The sequence below is a fragment of the Streptomyces sp. NPDC053474 genome (genome assembly GCF_044544845.1).
Classification (GTDB): Bacteria; Actinomycetota; Actinomycetes; order Streptomycetales; family Streptomycetaceae; genus Streptomyces.
The window spans coordinates 38627-58378 of sequence record NZ_JBITXV010000029.1; the positions used below are offsets into that span (position 1 = coordinate 38627).

At 75.1% G+C, this 19752-nt stretch carries 19 protein-coding genes; 10 read left to right on the forward strand and 9 right to left on the reverse strand.

The window, feature by feature from the left end:
* Nucleotides 1-62 precede the first annotated feature (62 nt).
* The 3 genes from ACIG3E_RS39735 to ACIG3E_RS39745 form a co-directional block, all read right to left on the reverse strand.
* A complete protein-coding gene (locus tag ACIG3E_RS39735; protein WP_399625842.1) occupies nucleotides 63-956 on the reverse strand; it encodes a hypothetical protein in 894 nt (297 codons plus the stop codon).
* A 76-nt stretch (nucleotides 957-1032) separates the two neighbouring features.
* Nucleotides 1033-2559, reverse strand: a complete 1527-nt coding sequence (locus ACIG3E_RS39740) for a hypothetical protein (protein ID WP_399625844.1) — start codon at nucleotides 2557-2559, stop codon at nucleotides 1033-1035.
* A gap of 92 nt (nucleotides 2560-2651) precedes the next feature.
* Nucleotides 2652-3356 carry a GntR family transcriptional regulator gene (locus tag ACIG3E_RS39745; RefSeq protein WP_399625847.1) on the reverse strand — a complete coding sequence of 235 codons (705 nt, stop codon included), beginning with the start codon at nucleotides 3354-3356 and terminating at the stop codon, nucleotides 2652-2654.
* 234 nt (nucleotides 3357-3590) lie between these two features.
* On the opposite strand from ACIG3E_RS39745, the gene ACIG3E_RS39750 reads away from it, so the two are divergent.
* The 5 genes from ACIG3E_RS39750 (at nucleotide 3591) to ACIG3E_RS39770 (ending at nucleotide 8018) form a co-directional block, all read left to right on the forward strand.
* Nucleotides 3591-4892, forward strand: coding sequence for an MFS transporter (locus tag ACIG3E_RS39750; RefSeq protein ID WP_399625850.1), 1302 nt, complete (start codon nucleotides 3591-3593; stop codon nucleotides 4890-4892).
* A complete protein-coding gene (locus ACIG3E_RS39755) occupies nucleotides 4829-5656 on the forward strand; it encodes a putative hydro-lyase (protein WP_399625883.1) in 828 nt (275 codons plus the stop codon). Before ACIG3E_RS39750 ends, ACIG3E_RS39755 begins: the two co-directional genes overlap by 64 nt.
* 63 nt (nucleotides 5657-5719) lie before the next feature.
* On the forward strand, nucleotides 5720-6484 hold the full coding sequence (locus ACIG3E_RS39760) for a LamB/YcsF family protein (RefSeq protein ID WP_399625853.1): 765 nt from the start codon (nucleotides 5720-5722) through the stop codon (nucleotides 6482-6484).
* Nucleotides 6485-6507: 23 nt separating this feature from the next.
* A complete protein-coding gene (locus ACIG3E_RS39765) occupies nucleotides 6508-7122 on the forward strand; it encodes an allophanate hydrolase subunit 1 (protein WP_242728543.1) in 615 nt (204 codons plus the stop codon).
* Complete coding sequence (locus ACIG3E_RS39770; RefSeq protein WP_399625855.1) at nucleotides 7119-8018, forward strand: biotin-dependent carboxyltransferase family protein; 900 nt, start codon at nucleotides 7119-7121, stop codon at nucleotides 8016-8018. The genes ACIG3E_RS39765 and ACIG3E_RS39770 overlap by 4 nt, the downstream gene beginning before the upstream one ends.
* Here ACIG3E_RS39770 and ACIG3E_RS39775 read toward each other — a convergent pair.
* From ACIG3E_RS39775 to ACIG3E_RS39795, 5 genes are all read right to left on the reverse strand, one after another.
* On the reverse strand, nucleotides 7984-8841 hold the full coding sequence (locus ACIG3E_RS39775) for an SGNH/GDSL hydrolase family protein (protein WP_399625857.1): 858 nt from the start codon (nucleotides 8839-8841) through the stop codon (nucleotides 7984-7986). The genes ACIG3E_RS39770 and ACIG3E_RS39775 overlap by 35 nt on opposite strands.
* A complete protein-coding gene (locus tag ACIG3E_RS39780; protein WP_399625886.1) occupies nucleotides 8838-10028 on the reverse strand; it encodes a glycosyltransferase in 1191 nt (396 codons plus the stop codon). Before ACIG3E_RS39780 ends, ACIG3E_RS39775 begins: the two co-directional genes overlap by 4 nt.
* A gap of 128 nt (nucleotides 10029-10156) precedes the next feature.
* Nucleotides 10157-11281 carry a glycosyltransferase family 4 protein gene (locus tag ACIG3E_RS39785; protein WP_399625860.1) on the reverse strand — a complete coding sequence of 375 codons (1125 nt, stop codon included), beginning with the start codon at nucleotides 11279-11281 and terminating at the stop codon, nucleotides 10157-10159.
* A gap of 247 nt (nucleotides 11282-11528) precedes the next feature.
* Nucleotides 11529-12947 (reverse strand): HEAT repeat domain-containing protein, encoded by a 1419-nt coding sequence (locus ACIG3E_RS39790; protein WP_399625863.1) that lies wholly within the window; start codon nucleotides 12945-12947, stop codon nucleotides 11529-11531.
* A gap of 301 nt (nucleotides 12948-13248) precedes the next feature.
* Nucleotides 13249-13641 carry an ankyrin repeat domain-containing protein gene (locus ACIG3E_RS39795; protein WP_399625866.1) on the reverse strand — a complete coding sequence of 131 codons (393 nt, stop codon included), beginning with the start codon at nucleotides 13639-13641 and terminating at the stop codon, nucleotides 13249-13251.
* A gap of 324 nt (nucleotides 13642-13965) precedes the next feature.
* Between ACIG3E_RS39795 and ACIG3E_RS39800 the strand changes: the two genes are divergently transcribed.
* Nucleotides 13966-14160, forward strand: a complete 195-nt coding sequence (locus ACIG3E_RS39800; protein ID WP_030674661.1) for a hypothetical protein — start codon at nucleotides 13966-13968, stop codon at nucleotides 14158-14160.
* 37 nt (nucleotides 14161-14197) lie between these two features.
* Nucleotides 14198-15775: a hypothetical protein gene (locus tag ACIG3E_RS39805; protein ID WP_399625868.1), complete on the forward strand. Its 1578-nt coding sequence runs from the start codon at nucleotides 14198-14200 to the stop codon at nucleotides 15773-15775.
* 65 nt (nucleotides 15776-15840) lie between these two features.
* Here the strand turns inward: ACIG3E_RS39805 and ACIG3E_RS39810 are convergent, their stop codons facing one another.
* On the reverse strand, nucleotides 15841-17337 hold the full coding sequence (locus ACIG3E_RS39810; protein WP_399625871.1) for a PLP-dependent aminotransferase family protein: 1497 nt from the start codon (nucleotides 17335-17337) through the stop codon (nucleotides 15841-15843).
* A gap of 164 nt (nucleotides 17338-17501) precedes the next feature.
* Between ACIG3E_RS39810 and ACIG3E_RS39815 the strand changes: the two genes are divergently transcribed.
* The 3 genes from ACIG3E_RS39815 to ACIG3E_RS39825 all read left to right on the forward strand — a co-directional run bounded on the left by ACIG3E_RS39815 (nucleotide 17502) and on the right by ACIG3E_RS39825 (nucleotide 19597).
* On the forward strand, nucleotides 17502-18155 hold the full coding sequence (locus ACIG3E_RS39815; protein ID WP_399625888.1) for a YitT family protein: 654 nt from the start codon (nucleotides 17502-17504) through the stop codon (nucleotides 18153-18155).
* Nucleotides 18152-18919, forward strand: a complete 768-nt coding sequence (locus tag ACIG3E_RS39820) for a glycerophosphodiester phosphodiesterase (RefSeq protein ID WP_399625873.1) — start codon at nucleotides 18152-18154, stop codon at nucleotides 18917-18919. Before ACIG3E_RS39815 ends, ACIG3E_RS39820 begins: the two co-directional genes overlap by 4 nt.
* Before the next feature lie 303 nt (nucleotides 18920-19222).
* Nucleotides 19223-19597, forward strand: coding sequence for an RNA polymerase-binding protein RbpA (locus ACIG3E_RS39825; RefSeq protein ID WP_030360404.1), 375 nt, complete (start codon nucleotides 19223-19225; stop codon nucleotides 19595-19597).
* Nucleotides 19598-19752 lie beyond the last annotated feature (155 nt).

Genomic DNA, 19752 nt, shown 5'->3' on the forward strand with positions numbered 1-19752 from the left:
CGGTGGTGGGGCCCGCCCAGGGGTCAGGACCGGAGGTCAGGACCGGGGGTCAGGACCGGGGGTCAGGAGTGGAACGGCAGGCCCGCGTCGGCCACCAGCTCCAGGTCGTCGGTGTCGTCGGGGGGCAGGAGCGTCGCGGAGCCGTCGGTGACCGGGACGACGCCGAGCTCCAGGAGCTCGGCCATGGCGGCGCTGCCCGCCATGTCGCGCACCTGGAGCTGGTAGCGGGCCGTCGTGCGGTAGGTCCCGCCGGAGTCGTCGCCGGTGCGCTGGAGGAAACCGGAGTCGGTGAGGAACGCGGCGGCCTTGCCGACGATGCCCGTGGTCGAACCGGCCAGTCTGCGCGCGTCCTTGGTGGCTCCGGTGGAGCTGCGCCGGGCCCAGACGCGCCAGGCGGCCTCCAGGCCGGGGGCGTGCGTCGCCGGGTCGGTGTTCTCGCCCTGCTCCTCGGCGCGCTCCTCCAGGCGGCGGCAGGCCTGGCGGACGAACGCGTCGACCCCGTTGACGGTGACGCGGCCGATGTAGCCGTCGTCGGCGAGGTCCTCGGGGCGCGGGAAGGCCATGGCGGCGATCGCGAGGTGGGCGAGGCCGTGCAGGAAGCGGTCGGTGGAGTCGGCGGCGGCGCGGCGCGCGTAGTCGCCCATGCGGACGGCGAACACGGAGTCCTCGGCGGCGGTGACCGCCATCCCCGCGCGCGGGGACACCTCGAGGACGACGAGGCCGAGCCCGGTGGCGACGGCGTCGGCGAGGCGCGCGAAGGCCGGGTCCTCGCGGTAGCGGCGCAGCAGTTCGCCGTACTCCTGGTCGCGGGCGGGCTGGAGCTTGGGCTGGAGCCCGAAGGCGACGAGCCGGGCGGCGTCGGCGGCGTCGGCCGGGGTGACGGCGGGGGCGGCGGCCGGGGCCGGGGCGGAGTCCGGCTCGCCCCACGCGGCGTGCTCTGCGGGGTGGTCGGTCACGGCTGCGGCTCCTTGCTGCGGTGGGTCGGTCGTACGTCTCCTGGGGCGCCCGGGGCGGTGCCGCGGGCCCGGGGGGTCACGCCGCCTCCGTGCGGTCGGCGGCCATCCCCGCGGCGTCGAGCAGCGCGGTGCCGACGACGAGGTCGGCGCCGCCGAACTCGGGGTCGTCGAGCTCCGTGCCGTCGTCCACGGCGAACAGGAGCTGCTCCTCGCCCTGGCGGTAGGCGGTGCCCACCGGCGGGCTGGCCGCGTGCACGGCGAGCAGGGCGACCAGGTACGGCAGCTCGGGGTCGCGGCGGCGGGCGTCGGCGAGCAGCCCGGAGAGCCTGCGCGGCGCGTCCGGCGGCAGGGCGAGCAGCTCCATGGCACTGGCCAGCTGCTCCTCGCTGAACCGGCTGTCGTCGGGGGTGGCGATGAGGTCGGGCTCGGGCATCTCGGCGCCCAGGTGCTCGCGCTCCAGCGGCGGCGTCAGGAGTATGTCGACGAGGTCGCCGACGCGGACGGACACGGGCGTGCGCAGGCCCGTGCCGTGGGCGAAGAAGGCGTCCGTGACCCGGGTGGCCTGCTCGGCGGGGAGCGGCAGCACGGGGGTGACGAGCTGGCCGTACAGGTCGAGGCCCGTGCGCGCGGCGGGCGTGGCGAAGGCCTGCCGGTCCTGCTCCGCGCGGAACAGGGGGCCCGCTTCGAGGAGCCGGGACTGGAGCTGGGTGTGGCGGCGGATGCAGTCCTTGACGATGTCGACGAGCTCGGCGGCGCGGCGCTTCTGCTCGGGGTCCTCGGACTCGTCGCGGGCCTTGCGGATGTTCGTCAGGATCGCGTTCTCGTGGCGGTAGCGGTCGGCCACGTGGTCCAGGGCCTCGGCGATCATGTCGGGGACGGCGCGCAGCCAGTCCACCGCGCGGACGTTGCGCCGGGTGGCGTCGAGGGCCTTGCGGAGCGTCTCCGAGTACTGGACCGTGCGGTAGCGCGCCTGCTCGGCGGCGAGCTGGGCGTCGGCGAGGCGGCCCCTGCTGATGAGCACCTCCAGCTTCACCTCGGCGGCGATCTGGGCGCTGGTGACGTCCGTGTCGAGGGCCCCGACCAGGACGTTCACGGCCTCGTCGGTGGTGCGGAGGTAGACGCCGCCGCCGTAGCCGGGGACCTCCTCGATGAGCTTGAAGTCGTAGTCCCTGCGGACGTACGTCCCGTCGGGGTCGAAGGTGCCGTAGACCGCGCGGAAGCCGCGGTCCACGCTGCCGACGTTGATCAGGTTCTCCAGGACCCAGCGGGCGACGCGCTCGTGCTCGGCGGCCGGGCGGCGCGGGGCCTGGGCGGCGACGCGGGGCAGCAGGCGGGCGACGATCTGCTCGTGGTCGGCGCCCGTGTCGAAGTCCATGTTCAGCGTGACGAGGTCGATGGCGGACAGGGCCACCTCCGCCATCGCGTACACCGAGTACTCCCCCGCGAGGTTGGCCTTGCGGGCGTCCAGGTCGTGCAGCGGCGCCGTGCACGCGAGCGCGCGCAGGCGCCGCGCCAGGCCCTCGTCGGCGGCCGGGCCCGGCGCGGGCCGCGGCCCCGCGCTGAGCTGGGGCGGAGCGGTGTCCGATACGGCAGGCGAAGTCACGGTGCACAGACTAGGTCCTCGGTCTGACAACGGTCGAAACGACGCAGATGCACCGTGCGGGCCCCGGCGTCGCCGCCGGGCCCGCTCCCGCCTCACCTGGCGCCGAGCCCGCCCTCCGCGACCCGTCGCGCGTAGGTGTCGACCAGGCCGCGGCGCGAGTCGTCCAGGTACGCGGCGAGCAGCCGCTCGGCCTCGGGCGCGGTACCGGCCTGGAGGGCCTCCAGGAGCTGCCGGTTGCGGGCGAGGTAGGGCTCGTGCAGGCGGCGCGGGTCGTCCACCACGTGGAAGGCGAGGCGCAGTTCGGCGAAGACGCTGCGCATCAGCTCGTCGGTGCGGTCGCTGCCGGCGAGCGCGACCAGTTCGCGGTGGAAGTGGATGTTGGCGGTGGACACGCCCTTCCAGTCCCGCGCGCGGGCCGCCGCCTCGCCCTCGGCGACCGCGTCGGCGAGTCCGTCGACGGCGTACGGCGGCGGTCCGAGGCCGCGGACGACGGCGCACTCGACCAGGCTCCGGACGCGGTAGATGTCCTCGACGTCGTCGACGGTCAGGACGCGTACGAACACGCCCCGGTTGAGCTCGTGGACCAGGAGCCGCTCGTGGGTGAGGAGCCGGAAGGCCTCGCGCAGGGTGTTGCGGGAGACGCCGAGCGCGCCGCCGATGCTGTCTTCGGAGAGGCGTGTTCCGGGAGGGAAGTACCCCTCGGCGATGCGGCTCCGCAGGATGTCCGCGACGCGTTCGGCGGTGCTGGTGCGGCCCAGTAGCGCGCGGTCGTCGGCGAGACCCGTCAGTTCAGCCATGCTCAGCGATCCCCTCAGCCATGCCGGGATTCAACCGCAGAGACCAGAACGAAACAACACGGGTATTGAGGGATCGTTGAACAATCCTCTACGTTGTCCGGCAAGCGGCTCCCGCTCCCCGCCGGGGACCGCCATGCTCAGCCCGTCAACAGCACCCGCGGCGCTCCCGGACCCCCTTCGGCACCGCTCATCACAAGCACCCTCCAGCACCGCCAACCCCTCTGCGAGGTGCCCATGAGCACGACCCCACCGCCCTCCCCGATATCCGTCGACGGCCCCCGGGGCGAGACCCGACCTGCCGACGACGACGGCGCGTTCGGCTGGCTGCGCGCGCTCGGGCCGCGCGGCCGCCGCGCCTTCACCGGCGCCTTCGGCGGGTACGCGCTCGACTCGTACGACTACTTCACGCTGCCGCTGACGATGGTCGCCCTCAAGGCGTACTTCGACCTGAACAGCGGCCAGACCGGCCTGCTCACCACCGTCACGCTGGTCGTCTCCGCCGTGGGCGGCGCCATCGCGGGGGTCGTCGCCGACCGCATCGGCCGGGTGAAGGCCCTGATGATCACGGTGGTCACCTACGCGGTGTTCACCGTCGCCTGCGGCTTCGCGCCCAACTACGAGACCCTGCTGGTCTTCCGCGCCCTCCAGGGCCTCGGTTTCGGCGGCGAGTGGGCCGTCGGCGCCATCCTGGTCGCCGAGTACGCGAGCGCCAAGAACCGCGGCCGCACGCTCGGCGCGATCCAGAGCGCCTGGGCCGTGGGCTGGGGTCTCGCCGCGATCGTGTACACCCTGGTCTTCCAGTTCCTGGACGACGACGTCGCCTGGCGCGTGATGTTCTGGACGGGCGCCCTGCCCGCGCTGCTCGTGGTCTACGTACGCCGCAACGTCCACGACGCCCCGGAGGCGGCCGCCGCGCGCGAGAAGAGCACCGACAAGGGCTCCTTCACGGCCATCTTCAAGCCGGACCTGCTGCGCGTCACGTGCTTCGCGGTCCTGCTGTCCACCGGCGTCCAGGGCGGCTACTACACGCTCGCCACCTGGGTGCCCACCTACCTCAAGGACGACCGCGGCCTCACGGTCGTCGGCACCGGCGGGTATCTGACGTTCCTGATCTCCGGCGCCTTCCTCGGCTATCTGACCGGCGGGTACCTCACCGACAAACTGGGCCGCAAGCGCAACATCACCCTGTTCGCCTTCCTCTCGGCGGCCAGCATCGTCGCCTACACGAACATCCCCGACGGCGCCAACGGCCTTCTCCTGGTGCTCGGTTTCCCGCTGGGATTCTGCATGTCGGCCATCTTCAGCGGCTTCGGTTCGTTCCTCAGCGAGCTGTACCCGGCCGCCGTGCGCGGCACCGGACAGGGCTTCACGTACAACACCGGGCGCGCGATCGGCGCCGTGTTCCCCACCACGGTGGGCTTCCTGGCGGACAGCTGGGGCACGGGCGGCGCGCTGATCTTCGGCGCGTTCGGATACGCCCTCGCCGTCGTCGCCCTGCTCGGCCTTCCGGAGACGCGCGGCAGGGAGCTGCTGTGACCCCCGGGGAGGCACGGAAGAGGTTCCGGGCGGGCCTGAGCGTCCCGACGGCGGGCTGGGCCCCTGGGCACACCCAGGCGAACCTGATCGCCGTCCCCGCCGACTGGGCGTACGAGATGCTGCTGTTCTGCCAGCGCAACCCGAAGCCGTGCCCGGTCCTTGACGTCACCGACGCGGGCTCCTGGACCACACCGCTCGCCCCGGGGGCCGATCTGCGCACGGACCTGCCGCGCTACCGCGTGTGGGACCACGGGGAGCTGGTCGACGAGCCCACCGACGTGCTCGCGCACTGGCGCGACGACCTGGTGGCGTTCCTCATCGGGTGCAGCTTCACCTTCGAGTGGTCCCTCGCGGCGGCGGGCGTGCCGCTGCGCCACATCGAGCAGGGCCGCAACGTCTCCATGTACGTCACCGACCGCCCGTGCAGGCCCGCGGGGCGCCTGAAGGGACCCATGGTGGTCTCCATGCGCCCGGTCCCGCCCGCGCACCTGGCGGCGGCGATCGAGGAGAGCTCCCTGCTGCCCGCGGTGCACGGCTCCCCCGTCCACTGCGGGGACCCGGCCGGGCTCGGCATCGCCGACCTCGGCGAGCCCGACTTCGGCGACCCGGTGGACGCCGAGCCCGACGACATCCCGGTCTTCTGGGCGTGCGGGGTCACGCCGCAGGCCGCCGTGATGGCCTCCCGGCCGCCGTTCGCGCTCACGCACGCGCCGGGCCAGATGTTCCTCACCGACGCGCGCGACGAGCAGTACCGCGTGGCTTGACCGGACCGGCAGCCACACCCACGCGCGTGGGCACGCGACGACGAAACAGGAGCGAAGACGTTCATGACCTGGGCCTCGATCGACCTCAACGCCGACCTCGGCGAGGGCTTCGGACGCTGGCGGCTCACCGACGACGAGGAGCTGCTGTCCGTGGTCACCAGCGCCAACGTGGCGTGCGGCTTCCACGCGGGCGACGCGGCCACCATGCGGCGCGTGTGCGACCGTGCGGCCGAGCGGGGCGTGCGGATCGGCGCCCAGGTCTCGTACCGCGACCTGGCGGGCTTCGGGCGGCGCGCGATGGACGTACCACCCCCGGAGCTCGCGGCCGAAGTGGCCTACCAGATCGGTGCCCTGGAGGTGTTCGCCCGGGCGGCGGGCACGCGCGTGGCGTACGTGAAGCCGCACGGCGCGCTCTACAACCGGGTGGTCCACGACGCCGAGCAGGCGGCGGCCGTCGTGGACGGGGTGCTACTCGCCGACGACCGCCTCCCGGTGCTCGGCCTGCCCGGATCGCGCCTCCTGGAGACGGCGGAGAAGGCCGGACTCCCCGTCGTCACCGAGGCGTTCGCCGACCGCGCGTACACCGCCGAGGGAACCCTGGTGCCGCGCGGCACGGACGGCGCCGTCATCACCGAGGCGGACGCCATCGTGGAACGGTCCGTCGGAATCGCCCGCTCCGGCGCCGTGACCGCGCACAGCGGGGAACGCGTCCCGGTCCGCGCGCGCTCCCTGTGCCTGCACGGCGACACACCAGGGGCGGTGGGACTCGCCCGGCAGGTCCGCGCGCGCCTGGAGGCGGCGGGCGTCCAGGTGGAGGCGTTCGCGTGAGCGCCTCCCCCGCGCGGCCGCGCATGACCGTGCTGCCGATGGGCGAACGGGCGCTGCTCGTCGAGCTGTCCGACGGCAGCGCTGCCGAGGCCCTGCACGCCGAGCTGCTGCGCCGCCGCGCCGCCGGGGAGCTCACGGTGCGGGAGATCGTCCCCGCGGCCCGTACGGTGCTGCTGGACGGCCTCGACGCCCCGGAGCGGCTCGCCGCCCGCCTGCCCTCCTGGGAGATCCCGCCGCTGTCCCCGCGCGCGCAGGACGTCCTGGAACTCCCCGTGCGGTACGACGGCCCCGACCTGGCGGACGTCGCCGCCCTGTGGGGGGTGCCGGTGCGGGAGGTGCCGCGGATCCACGCGGCGGCCGAGTTCCGCGTCGCCTTCTGCGGGTTCGCCCCCGGCTTCGGCTATCTGACGGGCCTCGGCGGGCTGCCCGACGTGCCGCGCCGGGCCACGCCGCGCACGGCGGTGCCCGCGGGCTCCGTGGGCCTCGCCGGGCCCTACACGGGCGTGTACCCGCGTACGTCGCCCGGCGGCTGGCAGCTGATCGGCACCACGGAGGCCGTGCTGTGGGACCACGCGCGCGTACCGGCCGCGCTCCTGACGCCCGGTGCGCGGGTCCGCTTCGTCCCGGAGGCCCGATGACCGACCGGGCCTTCGCCGTCGTGCGCTCCGGGGCGCTGACCACCGTGCAGGACGAGGGGCGGCCCGGGCACGCCCACCTGGGGGTGCCGCACTCCGGAGCCCTCGACCGGCCGGCCGCAGCCCTCGTGAACCGTCTCGTCGGCAACCCTCCCGAAGCGGCTGTCCTGGAGACCACTCTCAACGGCTGCGCGGTGCGGCCCCGCTGCGCGGTCACCGTCGCGGTGGGCGGCGCGCCGTGCCCGGTGACGGTGGACGGCAGGCCCGCCCCCTGGGGGATGCCGGTACGGGTGCCCGCCGGGGCCCTGCTCGACGTGGGAACCGCCGTCTCCGGAGTACGCGGATACCTCGCCCTGAGCGGCGGCGTGGCCGTCGAGCCGGTGCTCGGCAGCCGCTCCACGGACCTGCTCTCGGGCCTTGGGCCGCCGCCGCTCACCGACGGGGCGGTGCTCCCCCTGGGAGACCCGGCCCCCGCTCACGCGCGCGTGGACGTCGTCCCGCACCCGGCGCCACCGAGCGAACTGGTGCTGCGTCTGACGGCCGGGCCGCGTGCGGACTGGTTCACGCCCGGGGCGCTGCGGACCCTCACCACGCGCGCGTACCGCGTGGCGTCGGCGAGCAACCGCATCGGCCTGCGCACGGAGGGGCCCCCGCTCGACCGGGCGGTGAGCGGGGAACTGCCCAGCGAGGGCATGGTGCTCGGCGCGGTCCAGGTGCCGCCGGACGGCAGGCCCGTGGTGTTCCTCGCCGATCACCCGACCACGGGCGGCTACCCGGTGGTGGGCGTGGTGCGGCGCGCGGACCTGGCGGGGGCGGCCCAGGCCGCGCCGGGGACGCGGGTGCGGTTCGTGGCCACGGGGGCGCTCACGCCGCCTCCGGCCGGGCCTTGGCGACCGTGAGCCCGGTGAGCGCCGCCGCGACCGACCGCGCGGCCCGTGCGTCAAGGCCGCCGCTGGTGCCGCACAGCCCGTGCTGCACCTCCGTCGCGGCCAGGGCGAGGAGCTGGGGCAGCAGGTCGGTGCAGCGCCGGGCGACCCACCCCGTGCCCGCCGTGGCCAGCCACCACAGGCTCGCCGAGCGGGTGGGCGGCGGCAGTTCGGGCTCGTGCCCGGGCGCGGGCCCGACGGCCAGGCCCTCGGCGGCGAGCAGGGCGTGGCAGCGGGCGGCGAACACCCGGTGGCCGCGCTCGCCGGGGTGCAGCCGGTCCGTGCTCCACAGGGTGCGGTCGGCCACCCACTCCTCGTCGGCGGCGTGCAGGTGCAGCGCGCCGTGGCGCTCCGACAGCGCGTGCACGACCGCGTTCACCGCGCGCTGGCGCCGGGCCAGCGGACGGCCGAGGGGCCCGGGGAGCCCGAGCATCGCCCCGGGGTCGGGCAGACAGGCGGTGAGCAGGGCGGCGCCGCGCCCGGTGAGCGCGCCGTAGACCTCGTCGAGGCGGGCGGCCACGGCGTGCAGGTCGAAGGTGTGGCGCAGCGTGTCGTTGACGCCCACGACGACGGACGCCAGGCCGGGGCGCAGGGCCAGCGCCTCGGGCGTCTGGCGGTGCAGGACGTCCCAGGTCCGGGCTCCGTTCGCGGCCAGGTTGTGGAACTCCACGGGCCGTTCGGGCGAGCCGATGCCCGCGGCGAGGAGGGCCGCCCAGCCCCGCCAGGCGCCGTCCACGGGGTCGCCCACGCCCGCGGTGAGGGAGTCCCCCAGGGCCACGTAGGTGAGGGCGCTCATCCGGCACCGCCGTGCCCCGGCAGCGCCACGGCCCCGAGGGCCTGCGGCCCCGCCTCGACGCCCGCGTCGTGCGCCGCCAGGAACGCGGCCACCGCGGCGTCCCAGCCGAAGCCCTCCGCACGCGCGCGTGCACCCTGTCTCCGGTCCCGCTCGGGCCTGCCGAGGACGGTCTGGACCGCGTCCGCGAACGCGCCCCCCGTGTCGGCGGCCACCGCTCCCGCCCCGCCCACGATCTCCGGAAGAGCGGACGAGGCGCTGGCTACGACGGGGGTGCCGCACGCGAGCGCCTCCAGGGCGGCGAGCCCGAACGTCTCGCAGGGCCCCGGCGCCAGGCACACGTCGGCGGTGGCCTGGAGCGCGCCGAGCGCGGCGCGATCGGCGACGTGCCCCAGGAACGTCACCGGCAACCGCCGCTCCCCCGCCCGCTGTTCGAGGCGCGGGCGCAGCGGCCCGTCCCCGGCGACGACGAGCACCGCGCGCACGCCGCGCGCACGCAGCTCCGCCAGGGCGTCGAGGGCCCTCCCGGGCCGCTTCTCCACCGAGAGCCGGGAGCACAGCAGGAGCAGGACGTCGCCCTCGCGCGCGTGGGCGGCGCGCAGCCGCGCGTCCCGCAGCCCTGGGTGCCGGTCCCGCAGATCGACCCCCAGGGGAGCCCGTACGACATTGCTCGCCCCTATGCGGACGAATTCACGCTCGGCCCACTCGGTGGTGCACACCACGCGCGCGTAGGCGTACGCGGTACGGGCGTTCAGGGAGTCGGCGGCCCGCCGGGCCAGGCGCGGCGGCAGCCCCCAGGTGCGCATCACGGCGTCGGCGGCCTCGTGGGAGACCATCACGGCGGGAACCCGGGCGCGGCGCGCCCACGCCCCGGTCCAGCGCAGCGTCGTACGGTCCGAGACTTCGAGGCGGTCCGGGGCCAGGCGCTCCAGGAGGCGGGTCACCCCGCGCCGGTCGGCGAGGACGCGGTAGCCGCCCGTGCCGGGCAGTTCGGGCCCGGGCACGGTGACGACGCGCCCCTGGTCGGTGTCGGCCACGCAGGCGCGTGCCCCGGGGACGATCAGGACGGGCTCGTGCCCGGCGGCCCGGTAGCCCCGGCCCAGCTCGCGCAGGGCGGTGCGCAGGCCGCCCGACGAGGGCGTCACGAAGTTGGCGATGCGCACGATGCGCAGGGGGCCCGTGTGCCGCACGGGGTACGGCCCGTCGGGCCGTAGGGGGGCCGGGGCGGTGCGCGGCACGAGGACGAGGCCTCCGCGTCGCACCACCCCCGGCCCCGCCGCCTCGGCACCCTCTCCGGGCCCCTGCCTCGTGCCGGGCCTCACGCCGCCACCGCCGTGCGCTCCGCGAGGACCTCTTCGTAGTGCCCGACGAGTTGGTCGCCGACGGCGTCCCAGGTCCGCCCCTCGACCGCGGCGCGCCCCGCGGCGCCGTACGCCGCGCGCAGGCCGGGGTCGGCCGCCATGGCCCAGACGGCGTCGCGCAGGGCCTCGGCGTCGCCCGGCGGGACGAGGCTCCCGGTGCGGCCGGGGACGACCAGGTCGAGTGGCCCGCCCACGGCGGGGGCGACCACGGGAACACCGCTGGCCATGGCCTCCTGCACGGTCTGGCAGAACGTCTCCAGGGGCCCGGTGTGCACGAAGACGTCCAAGGAGGCGAAGATCCGGGCGAGTTCGCCGCCGGTACGGCGCCCGAGCAGCAGCGCGCCCGGCAGCGCCGTGTCCAGCGCGGCCCTGCTCGGCCCGTCGCCCACGACGACGACGCGCACTCCGCGGAGGCCGCACACCCGTGCCAGGAGCTCGACGTGCTTCTCCGGGGCGAGCCGTCCCACGTAGCCGACGAGGAGTTCGCCGCCGGGGGCGAGCTCGCGCCGCAGCGCCTCGTCGCGCAGCGAGGGCCGGAAGCGGCCGGTGTCCACGCCGCGCGGCCACAGGCGCACCCGGGGAACACCGTGGGCCACCAGGTCGGCGAGGGCCGCGGAGGACGGCGCGAGCGTGCGGTCGGCGGCGGCGTGCACGGCCCGGATGCGCCGCCACGCGGTCGCCTCGCCCATGCCCATGTACGTACGCGCATAGCCGCCGAGGTCGGTCTGGTAGACGGCGACGGTAGGGATGCGCTGGCGGGCCGCGGCGGTCATGCCCCGGGCGCCGAGCACGAACGGGCTGGCGAGGTGGACGAGTTCGGCCCGGTGCGCGCTCAGCGCCGCGGCCAGGCGGCGGCTCGGCAGCGCCACCCTGACCTGCGGGTATCCGGGCAGCGGCAGCGAGGGCACGCGGATGACGGGGCACGGCGCGCGGCCGTCGGGCTCTGCCCCGGGCACGGCGGCCGGGGCGATGACGAGAGGGTCGTGGCCGCGGGCGACGAGCTGCCGCGCGGTCTGCAGGGCGCAGTGCGACACGCCGTTGACATCGGGCGGGAAGGACTCGGTGACGATGACGACACGCATACCGGTGTTGTCGCCAGATGGGGCGTGCCCACGTCAACGTGGATCTTTCCTGGCGAGGAACGTCCCATGAGCGTTCCGCTCCGCGCGCGGCGGCGGCCCGCGGCAGGAACGTCACGCGGGCGGGGGCGGCTCACGGCAGCGACGTCACGCGGACGGGAGGGCGGCTCACAGCCGGAGCGTCATGCGCGCGGCGGCGGCCCGCGGCCCTGCCCTCAGGTCCTGGTCGCCGCCGACGCGCGCCGGGCGCTCACACGGCGGGTGCGTCAGGACCGATGCGGTTGCGCACCGCGGACTGGACCTCGTCCTCCTCGGCGGGATCGGCGGCGAGCCTCCTGAGCTGGGCGACGACACGCGCGTCGCCGGTCTCCGCGTGCCGTGCGGCGACCTCGCGGGTGGTCTCCTCGCAGTCCCAGAGGCACTCGACGGCGAAGCCCGCGGCGAAGGAGGGGTCGGTGACGGCGAGCGCCCCGGCGGCCCGGCCCCTGAGGTGGGAGGAGGCGGTCTCGCGGTAGACGTGGCGCAGGACGGGCGCCGCGCAGCCGATGCCGAGGCGTCCGGCGCCGTCGACCAGCGGCCACAGCGTCGGCGCGTCCGGACCTTCGCCGCGCACGGCCTCGCGCAGCGCGGCGAGCACCAGCTGGCTGTCCTCGGCGCCGCCCCGGCAGGCGAGCACGCGCCCGGCGGCGGCGCCGAGCACGTCCGGGCGTCCGGCCCACTGCCGGGCCCGCTGCACGGCGGCGACGGAGCGCATCCGCTCGAAGGTCTCGGCGGCGACGTCCACGACGACGGACGACGCGCTCCGCGCCGCCTCCTCGATGAGGTCGAGCGCGTCGGGGTCGTACGCGTCGGCGAGATAGCGCAGGGCGGTGCCGCGCGCGCCGTCCGCGCCGTACCGCGCCGCCGCGATGATCTCGGCGCGGTCCTCGGGCCCGGCGACGGCGCCCAGACAGCGGGCCGCGGGACCGTGCAGCGCGGCGCCGCGGTCGAGCCCTTCCTGGGCCCAGTCGAGCACGGCCTTGACGCTCCAGCCAGGCCGCGGCCCGGCCGGTTCCAGCTGGCGCTGCCAGCGGTCGAAGGAGCCGCGCTCCCGGGCGGCGCGCACGCGGGCGCCGATCTCCGGGCGGGGGTCCTCGGCCCACAGCCGCCAGGGCCGCGGCTCGAAGGCGTCGCGGACGGCGACGGTGAGGGCGGCCTCGCCCTCGGCGTCGGGTGAGAAGCGGGCGAGCACGGGCCCGGCGAGGGCGCGCAGCGCCGCGTCGTCGTCGCGCAGGGCCAGCTCGTCCAGGGCCCAGGCCCAGTTGCTGCCGTACTCGGCGTAGCGGCGCAGCAGCCTGAGGGCGTCCAGGCGGTCGTACGAGGCGAGGTGGCCGAGCACCGAGAGCGCGAGGCCGGTGCGCGAGTCGTCCGTGACCAGGGCGTCCTCGGGGTCGAAGAGGTGGCGCTCGACGGCGTCGAGCTCACCGTTCAGATCGAGGTACAGGCGGGCGTAGTACAGGGAGCGGTTCTCCACCTGCCAGTCGTGCCGCGGGTCGTTGAGCACGCAGTGGTCGAGGGCGGCGAGCGCCTCGGCCCTGGGTGCGGTGAGCGCGTGCAGGGTGCCGTCGCCGCGGCCTCTCTGCAGCAGGCCGAGCAGCGTACCGCTGGGCGCTATGACCGGTTCGAACATGGGAAACAGCCTCACATCAAGCGTCGACGCAACCGGGAATCCGCATTACCTGGCCGTGCGCCAACACGTCGGGCCGCCCGCCGTCTCTTGCTTGTCGAAGACCATTTTCCTCTGCCTTTCGTCGGTGGCCCGGGGGGATGCCGGACACCAGGTCCGGGTTCGGGCCGATCACGGGCCACGCGCCGCGGCAACTTCTGCCCCGACGTCGTGTCCGTGAATCACGTCGTCATGATGACCCAGCGGTTCCACCCGCCGCGACCACATTTCCGGCGCCCCCGTCGCACCAGGTCGGGTACCCCGGTCAGGCGGCCCCGAACAGCGTGAGCAGCTCGCCCTTGTCGAACATCCGCGCGGTGTCGATGGCCGACGGCGTGCCCGCGGCCGGATCGGCGCCCCCGTCGACCAGCGCCCTGACCACGTCGTCCGCGCCCTTGAAGACGGCACCGGCGAGCGGCGTCTGCCCCCGGTCGTTGGCGCGGTCGACGTCCGCGCCGCGCTCGACGAGGGCCCGCACCGCGGGCGCGCGCCCGTGGTAGGCGGCGAGCATGAGGAGCGAGTCGCCGCTGTCGTTCGTCAGGTTCACGGAGACGCCCGCGTCGACGTACGCGGCGAGGGCGTCGGTGTCGCCGGCGCGCGCCAGATCGAAGATCTTGCCCGCCAGCTCCACGACCTCGGGGTCGAGGGCTTCGCCCATGGTGGTGCCCGCCTTTCGCGATGCGCGTGAGCCGGGCCCCAGCGCGTACTGGGGCCCAGATGGTTCCCGGCTGCGCAGCCGTGCAGCCGTACGAGTGAATCGACAGGGTACTGCCCGTCACGGCACATGACCGACCGCGTCCGCGGCAAAGATCACCGCGGGCGCGGCCGACCGCCCGCCCCTCTCCCAGGACGGCCCGGCGACCCGCCGCCATTCAGGGGAAATTTCGATACTTTCCCCCATTTGCACCCCATCTCGTATGGATACATGCTGTGAGCCTGGAAGTACTGATGGTGACTGTCCCCCTCAATCAGGAGAACTCTCATGGTCCTGTCCATCTCCGGAGTCGTGCTGCTCGGCATCATCGTCTTCCTCTTCTTCCGCAAGGACGGGCTCAAGGCCTCCCACGCCCTGGTCTGCGCCCTCTTCGGCTTCTTCCTCGCGGGCACCGCGATCGCGCCGAGCATCCAGGCGGGCAGCGCGAGCCTCGCGAGCCTGCTCGGCGGCATCAAGTTCTGACGGCCGAGCCCCTCACCACCACCTCCAGGAGACCGACGTGGCCCGGCGCCCTCTCCCCCGCATCCTGAGCACCGGCACCGCCCAGATCGCCCGGGGCCGGGAGCACATCGCGCGCAGCCGCGAGCTGGCCCGGTCGGCCGCCGACAGCGCCACCGACGTCCTGCACCCGCTGATCACCATCACCCGAGGGCTGCGCCGCCTCGCCGGAGCCGGGCGGCGCAAGTGGTCCGCGACCCCCAAGGACCGGCGGGGCCCGCTGCTGTTCCTGGTGGCCTCGGTGATCCTGGTGGTGGCCCTCATCCCCTACGGGCCGCTGCTCGCCGTCATCAGCCTGATGGCGGCGGCCGCCTGGAAGGGCCGCGAGCGCACCGTCCCCGCGCCCACCGGCCCGGACGAGGCGCAGGTGCAGCGCCTGCGGTCCCTCTACGAAGCGCTGGTGCCGTACTTCTCCGTCCCGGAGGACCCCAGCCCGCTGTTCGCGCACGGCGGCGAGTGGGAGAAGGCCTTCGCCGCCCACGAGTTCGACGACACCGGCCGCGTGTCCCACCTCGTGGTGCGCTACCCGGCGTACTTCACGGACGGGGAGGCCGAGTCCCGCGCGCGGATCGAGCAGTTGCTGCACGCCAAGTCGGGCCGCGGCCGCGAGTACCGCTTCGAGTGGGACGAGGAGGGCAACACGCTCACCGTGGACGTGCTGCCGCCGCTGCCCACCGACATCGCCGCCCAGCGGTTCGTCACCGCTCCCGGCGAGACCGTCCTCGGCTTCACCGACCCGACCTCGGTCCAGCGCACGCTGCCCGTGACCGACGGCGAGGAACAGCGCGACGTGCCGCCCGTCGTGTGGCGCACCGGCCCGCGCTCGACCGAGCCGCACCTGCTGGCCGTCGGCACGCCCGGCAGCGGCACCACCACGCTGCTCCGCTCGATCGCCCTGCAGGCCCTCCAGCACGGCGACGTGGTGATCGTCGAGGGCAGCGGCACCGGCGACTACGCGTGCCTCACCGGGCGCGACGGCGTCCTGGCCGTCGAGTGCGGGCTCACCGGGGCCCTCGCGAGCCTGGAGTGGGCGGCGCACGAGACGGAGCGGCGGCTCATCGCCGCCAACCGCGCCCGGCAGGCGGGCCAGCCGCCGCCCGAGGACACCCGGCGCCCGCTGTGGATCCTCCTCGACCGCCCGAGCACGCTCGGCCACCTGGCCGCGGCCGACGGGCACCGGGACCCCCAGTCGCTGCTCCAGGTGCCGCTGCGGCACGGCCGCGCGGCGGGCGTCACCATCGTGGTGGCCGACCAGCTCGACAGCGTGGACGCCCTCAGCGACGCGGTACGGCAGCACACCCGCGCGCGCGTGGTGCTCGGCCCCGCCACCCCTAGCCAGCTGGAGCAGATCCTCGGGGCGGCGCCGCCCACGACCCCCACGGCGGAGGTCCCCGCGGGCCGCGGCTACGCCCGCCTCGGCACGGGTCCGGTGCACCGCCTCCAGGTCCCCGCCACACCGGACCCGTACGACGACGCGACGAGCGACGCGCACCGGCGGGCGGTCCTGGAGCTGGTCCCGGGGCGCACGAGGCCCGCGGACGCGGCCCTCTCCGCGGCACCCGCCGCCGCGGAGAACTAGCCGCGGAGAACTGAAGGCGCGGGGCGGTCACCCGGCCCGCCTCCGCACCTACCGGGCCCGCCCGTTCAGGCCACGAACGACTGCGGGGCCTGCATCCCTCCGCCCGCCCCCTTCTCCACCAGGCGTGCCGCCGCCGCGAGGCGCACCGCCGCCTCGTCCGCGACCGCTCCCCCGACGGTGAACGGCAGCCGCACATAGCCCTCGAAGGCGCCGTCCACGCCGAAGCGAGGGCCGGACGGCACGCGGACGCCGACGCGTTCGCCGACCTCGGCCAGGCGCGACCCGGACAGGCCGCCGGTGCGCACCCACAGGGTCAGGCCGCCGTGCGGCACCTCGAACTCCCAGCCGGGCAGCTCCCTGCGCACGGCGGCGACCAGCGCGTCGCGGTTGTCGCGGGCCTGCGCCCTGCGCACGTTCACGGCCTCGCGCCAGCCGCCGGTGCTCAGGAGCCAGTTGACGGCCAGCTGCTCCAGGACGGGCGTGCCCAGGTCGGCGTACGCGCGCGCCGCCACCAGGCTGCGGATCACGTCCGGCGCGGCCCGCACCCAGCCGATGCGCATGCCCGCCCAGAAGGCCTTGCTGGCCGAGCCCACGGTGATGACGGTGGCGCCCGCGGGGTCGAACCCGCAGACGGGGCGGGGCATCTCGACGTCGTCGAGGCCGAGTTCGCTCATGGTCTCGTCGACGACGAGGACGGTGCCCGCGGAGCGCGCCGCGTCGACGAGCTGGCGGCGCTGGTCCTCGTCGGCGAGCGCGCCGGTCGGGTTGTGGAAGTCCGCGACGACGTACGCGAGGCGCGGCGCGGCGTCGCGCAGCACCTGCCGCCAGCGGTCCAGGTCCCAGCCGCGCAGCCCCTCGGCCATCGCGACGGGCACCAGGCGGGCCCCCGCCTCGCGCATCAGCTGGAGGATGTTGGCGTACGAGGGCGACTCGACGGCGATGCGCTCGCCGCGGCCCGCGAAGAGGTGGCAGATCGCGTCGATGGCGCCCATGGCGCCGGTGGTGACCATGATCTGTTCCGGCATGGTCGGGATCCCGCGCGCGGTGTAGCGCTCGGCGAGCATGGCGCGCAGGGCGGGCAGCCCCGCCGGATAGTCGCCGTGGGTGTGGGCGTAAGGAGGCAGCTCCTCCAGGGCGCCCTGCACGGCGCGGGTGAGCCAGGGCTCGGGGGCGGGCAGGGCCGCGCAGCCCAGGTCGATCATGGAGCCGACGGCTTCGGGCGGCAGGGGTTCGAGCCCGCGCGCGGGGAGCGGGTTCCCGGCCGGGACGGCGGTCCAGCTGCCCGCGCCCCTGCGGGACTCCAGGAACCCCTCGGTGCGCAGCGCCTCGTAGGCGGCGGCGACCGTGGTGCGGCTCACGGAGAGCGCGACTGCGAGTTCCCGCTCGGCGGGCAGGCGGGCGGCCACGGGGACGCGTCCCTCCAGGACGAGGAGCCTGATGCCGTCGGCGAGGGCGCGGTAGGCGGGCGGGCGGCGGGCGCCCGCGCCCGCCGGGCGCGCCTGCTGGGAGGTGAGCAGCCGGGCGAGCTGGGTCGAGCCCACCGCCGATGTCCACTGAGCCATGATCCCAGTCCACCTTCATCGAATTGGCCATGGTTGGCGCCTTGCGCCAAGCCACAGAGTGTCATGAGTCAGGCCACTACCACCACGGGGGGCACCACTTGTCCAGGGAGCATCCAGTTCCGTCCGCCCCGGCCCCGGAGCACCGGGGCCGGTCCCTTCCCAGGCTGCCGGGCGGCGGCCAGCTCTCGCGGCGCCTCGTCCAGCTGTACGCGGGGCTGGTCCTGTACGGCGCGAGTTCGGCGCTGCTCGTGCGCTCGGGCCTCGGCCTGGAGCCGTGGAACGTGCTGCACCAGGGCCTGGCCGAGCGGACCGGCCTGTCCATCGGCGTCGTCTCGATCTTCGTGGGCGCCGCGGTGCTTCTGCTGTGGATCCCGCTGCGGCAGCGGCCGGGCCTCGGCACGGTGTCGAACGTCTTCGTCGTGGGCCTGGCGATGGACGGCACGCTCGCGCTCGTTCCGGACGCGCACGGCCTTGGCGTCCGGATCCCGCTGCTGGTGGCGGGCATCGTCCTCAACGGCGTGGCGACCGGCCTCTACATCGCGGCGGAGTTCGGCCCCGGCCCCCGCGACGGCCTGATGACGGGCCTGCACGAGCGCACCGGCCGCTCGATCCGGCTGACGCGCACGCTGGTGGAGGTCGCGGTGGTCGTCACCGGCTTCGCGCTCGGCGGCACCCTCGGCGTGGGCACCGTCGTGTACGCCGTGACGATCGGCCCGCTCGCCCAGTTCTCCCTGCGCCTGTTCGCCCTCCCCACGCCGCCCGCCGGAGTCGTGGTGGCCTCGGGCACGCCATCGGAGCGGGCGATACTGCGTCGGTGACCACGCGCGTACGCCATCCCTACCTCGACCATCCGGGGCCGCTCGCCTTCGCCCACCGGGGAGGCGCGGCCGAGGGCCTGGAGAACACCGCGGCGGCGTTCCGGCGCGCCGTCGACCAGGGCTACCGGTACCTGGAGACCGATGTGCACGCCACGGCGGACGGCCGCCTCGTGGCGTTCCACGACGCCACGCTCGACCGGGTCACGGACGGGACCGGCGGCATCGCGGACCTGCCCTGGCGCGAGGTGAGCCACGCGCGCGTGGCGGGCCGTGAGCCGGTGCCGCTCTTCGAGGACCTCCTGGAGGCGTTCCCCGAGGCGCGCTGGAACGTGGACGTGAAGGCCGAGCCCGCCCTCGTGCCGCTGCTCGACCTGATCGAGCGCGCCTCCGCGTGGGGCCGGGTCTGCGTCGGCTCGTTCTCAGAGGCGCGGGTGGCGCGGGCCCAGCGGCTCGCGGGGCCGCGCCTCGCCACGTCGTACGGCACGCGCGGCGTCCTGGCGCTGCGGCTGCGCTCCCTGGGGCTCCCGGCGGTGCCGCGGGTGTCCGCGGTGTGCGCGCAGGTGCCCGAGGCGCAGTCGGGGGTCCGGGTGGTCGATCACCGCTTCGTGCGCACCGCCCACGCGCGCGGGCTCCAGGTCCATGTGTGGACGGTCAATGACCCGGCCCGGATGCACACGCTGCTCGACCTGGGGGTCGACGGCATCATGACGGACGAGACGGAGACGCTGCGCGCGGTCCTCAAGGACCGCGGCGCCTGGGTCTGACCGCCCCGGCCCAGGGCGCGGACCAGCCGATTCCGGGCCTGATTTAGCAACGAGGGGCGAAGGCCGGTAGTGTACGCCTTTGGCCTGCCAGGCGGACCGTTACTGCGTGCTGAGTTTATGGCAACGCTGGGTGACATCTGTTGTCAGATGTGACAAACCGGGCGTCGGTGGGTACAACAAGGGGCGGCATACGACGGCGACGCATGACCCGGTACGGGAATCTTTACCGCCGACCGGACGTTGTCCGGATGACGACGACAGCGACACCTGTCCTGTGGGCGACAAGCCCGGGAGGCACGATTCATGAGTGAGCGAGCTCTTCGCGGCACGCGCCTCGTGGTGACCAGCTACGAGACCGACCGCGGCATCGACCTGGCCCCGCGCCAGGCCGTGGAGTACGCATGCCAGAACGGACATCGATTTGAGATGCCGTTCTCGGTCGAGGCGGAGATCCCGCCGGAGTGGGAGTGCAAGGTCTGCGGGGCCCAGGCACTTCTCGTGGACGGCGACGGACCGGAGGAGAAGAAGGGCAAGCCCGCGCGTACGCACTGGGACATGCTCATGGAGCGCCGTACTCGAGAAGAGCTCGAGGAGGTCCTGGAGGAGCGCCTTGCGGTCCTCAGGTCCGGCGCGATGAACATCGCGGTGCACCCGCGTGACAGCCGCAAGTCCGCATAGGCGCGCGGCGGTTCAGCAGTAACGACGAGGGCCGGGGGCGGGGGGGGGGGGGGGGGCCCGCCCCCCGGGCGGGTACCCCCCCGGCCAAGGGGGTAAGAGGGAGAGGGCGAGGGTGGGGGGGGGGGTAAGTGGTGGGGTGTTTGGTGATTTAGGGG

Coding starts and splice junctions, on each gene's coding strand:
- ACIG3E_RS39745 (WP_399625847.1), bottom strand. CDS start 3,356: ATGGCTGAACTGACGGGTCTCGCCGACGACCGCGCGCTACTGGGCCGC.
- ACIG3E_RS39750 (WP_399625850.1), top strand. CDS start 3,591: ATGAGCACGACCCCACCGCCCTCCCCGATATCCGTCGACGGCCCCCGG.
- ACIG3E_RS39760 (WP_399625853.1), top strand. CDS start 5,720: ATGACCTGGGCCTCGATCGACCTCAACGCCGACCTCGGCGAGGGCTTC.
- ACIG3E_RS39765 (WP_242728543.1), top strand. CDS start 6,508: ATGACCGTGCTGCCGATGGGCGAACGGGCGCTGCTCGTCGAGCTGTCC.
- ACIG3E_RS39770 (WP_399625855.1), top strand. CDS start 7,119: ATGACCGACCGGGCCTTCGCCGTCGTGCGCTCCGGGGCGCTGACCACC.
- ACIG3E_RS39775 (WP_399625857.1), bottom strand. CDS start 8,841: ATGAGCGCCCTCACCTACGTGGCCCTGGGGGACTCCCTCACCGCGGGC.
- ACIG3E_RS39785 (WP_399625860.1), bottom strand. CDS start 11,281: ATGCGTGTCGTCATCGTCACCGAGTCCTTCCCGCCCGATGTCAACGGC.
- ACIG3E_RS39790 (WP_399625863.1), bottom strand. CDS start 12,947: ATGTTCGAACCGGTCATAGCGCCCAGCGGTACGCTGCTCGGCCTGCTG.
- ACIG3E_RS39795 (WP_399625866.1), bottom strand. CDS start 13,641: ATGGGCGAAGCCCTCGACCCCGAGGTCGTGGAGCTGGCGGGCAAGATC.
- ACIG3E_RS39800 (WP_030674661.1), top strand. CDS start 13,966: ATGGTCCTGTCCATCTCCGGAGTCGTGCTGCTCGGCATCATCGTCTTC.
- ACIG3E_RS39810 (WP_399625871.1), bottom strand. CDS start 17,337: ATGGCTCAGTGGACATCGGCGGTGGGCTCGACCCAGCTCGCCCGGCTG.
- ACIG3E_RS39825 (WP_030360404.1), top strand. CDS start 19,223: ATGAGTGAGCGAGCTCTTCGCGGCACGCGCCTCGTGGTGACCAGCTAC.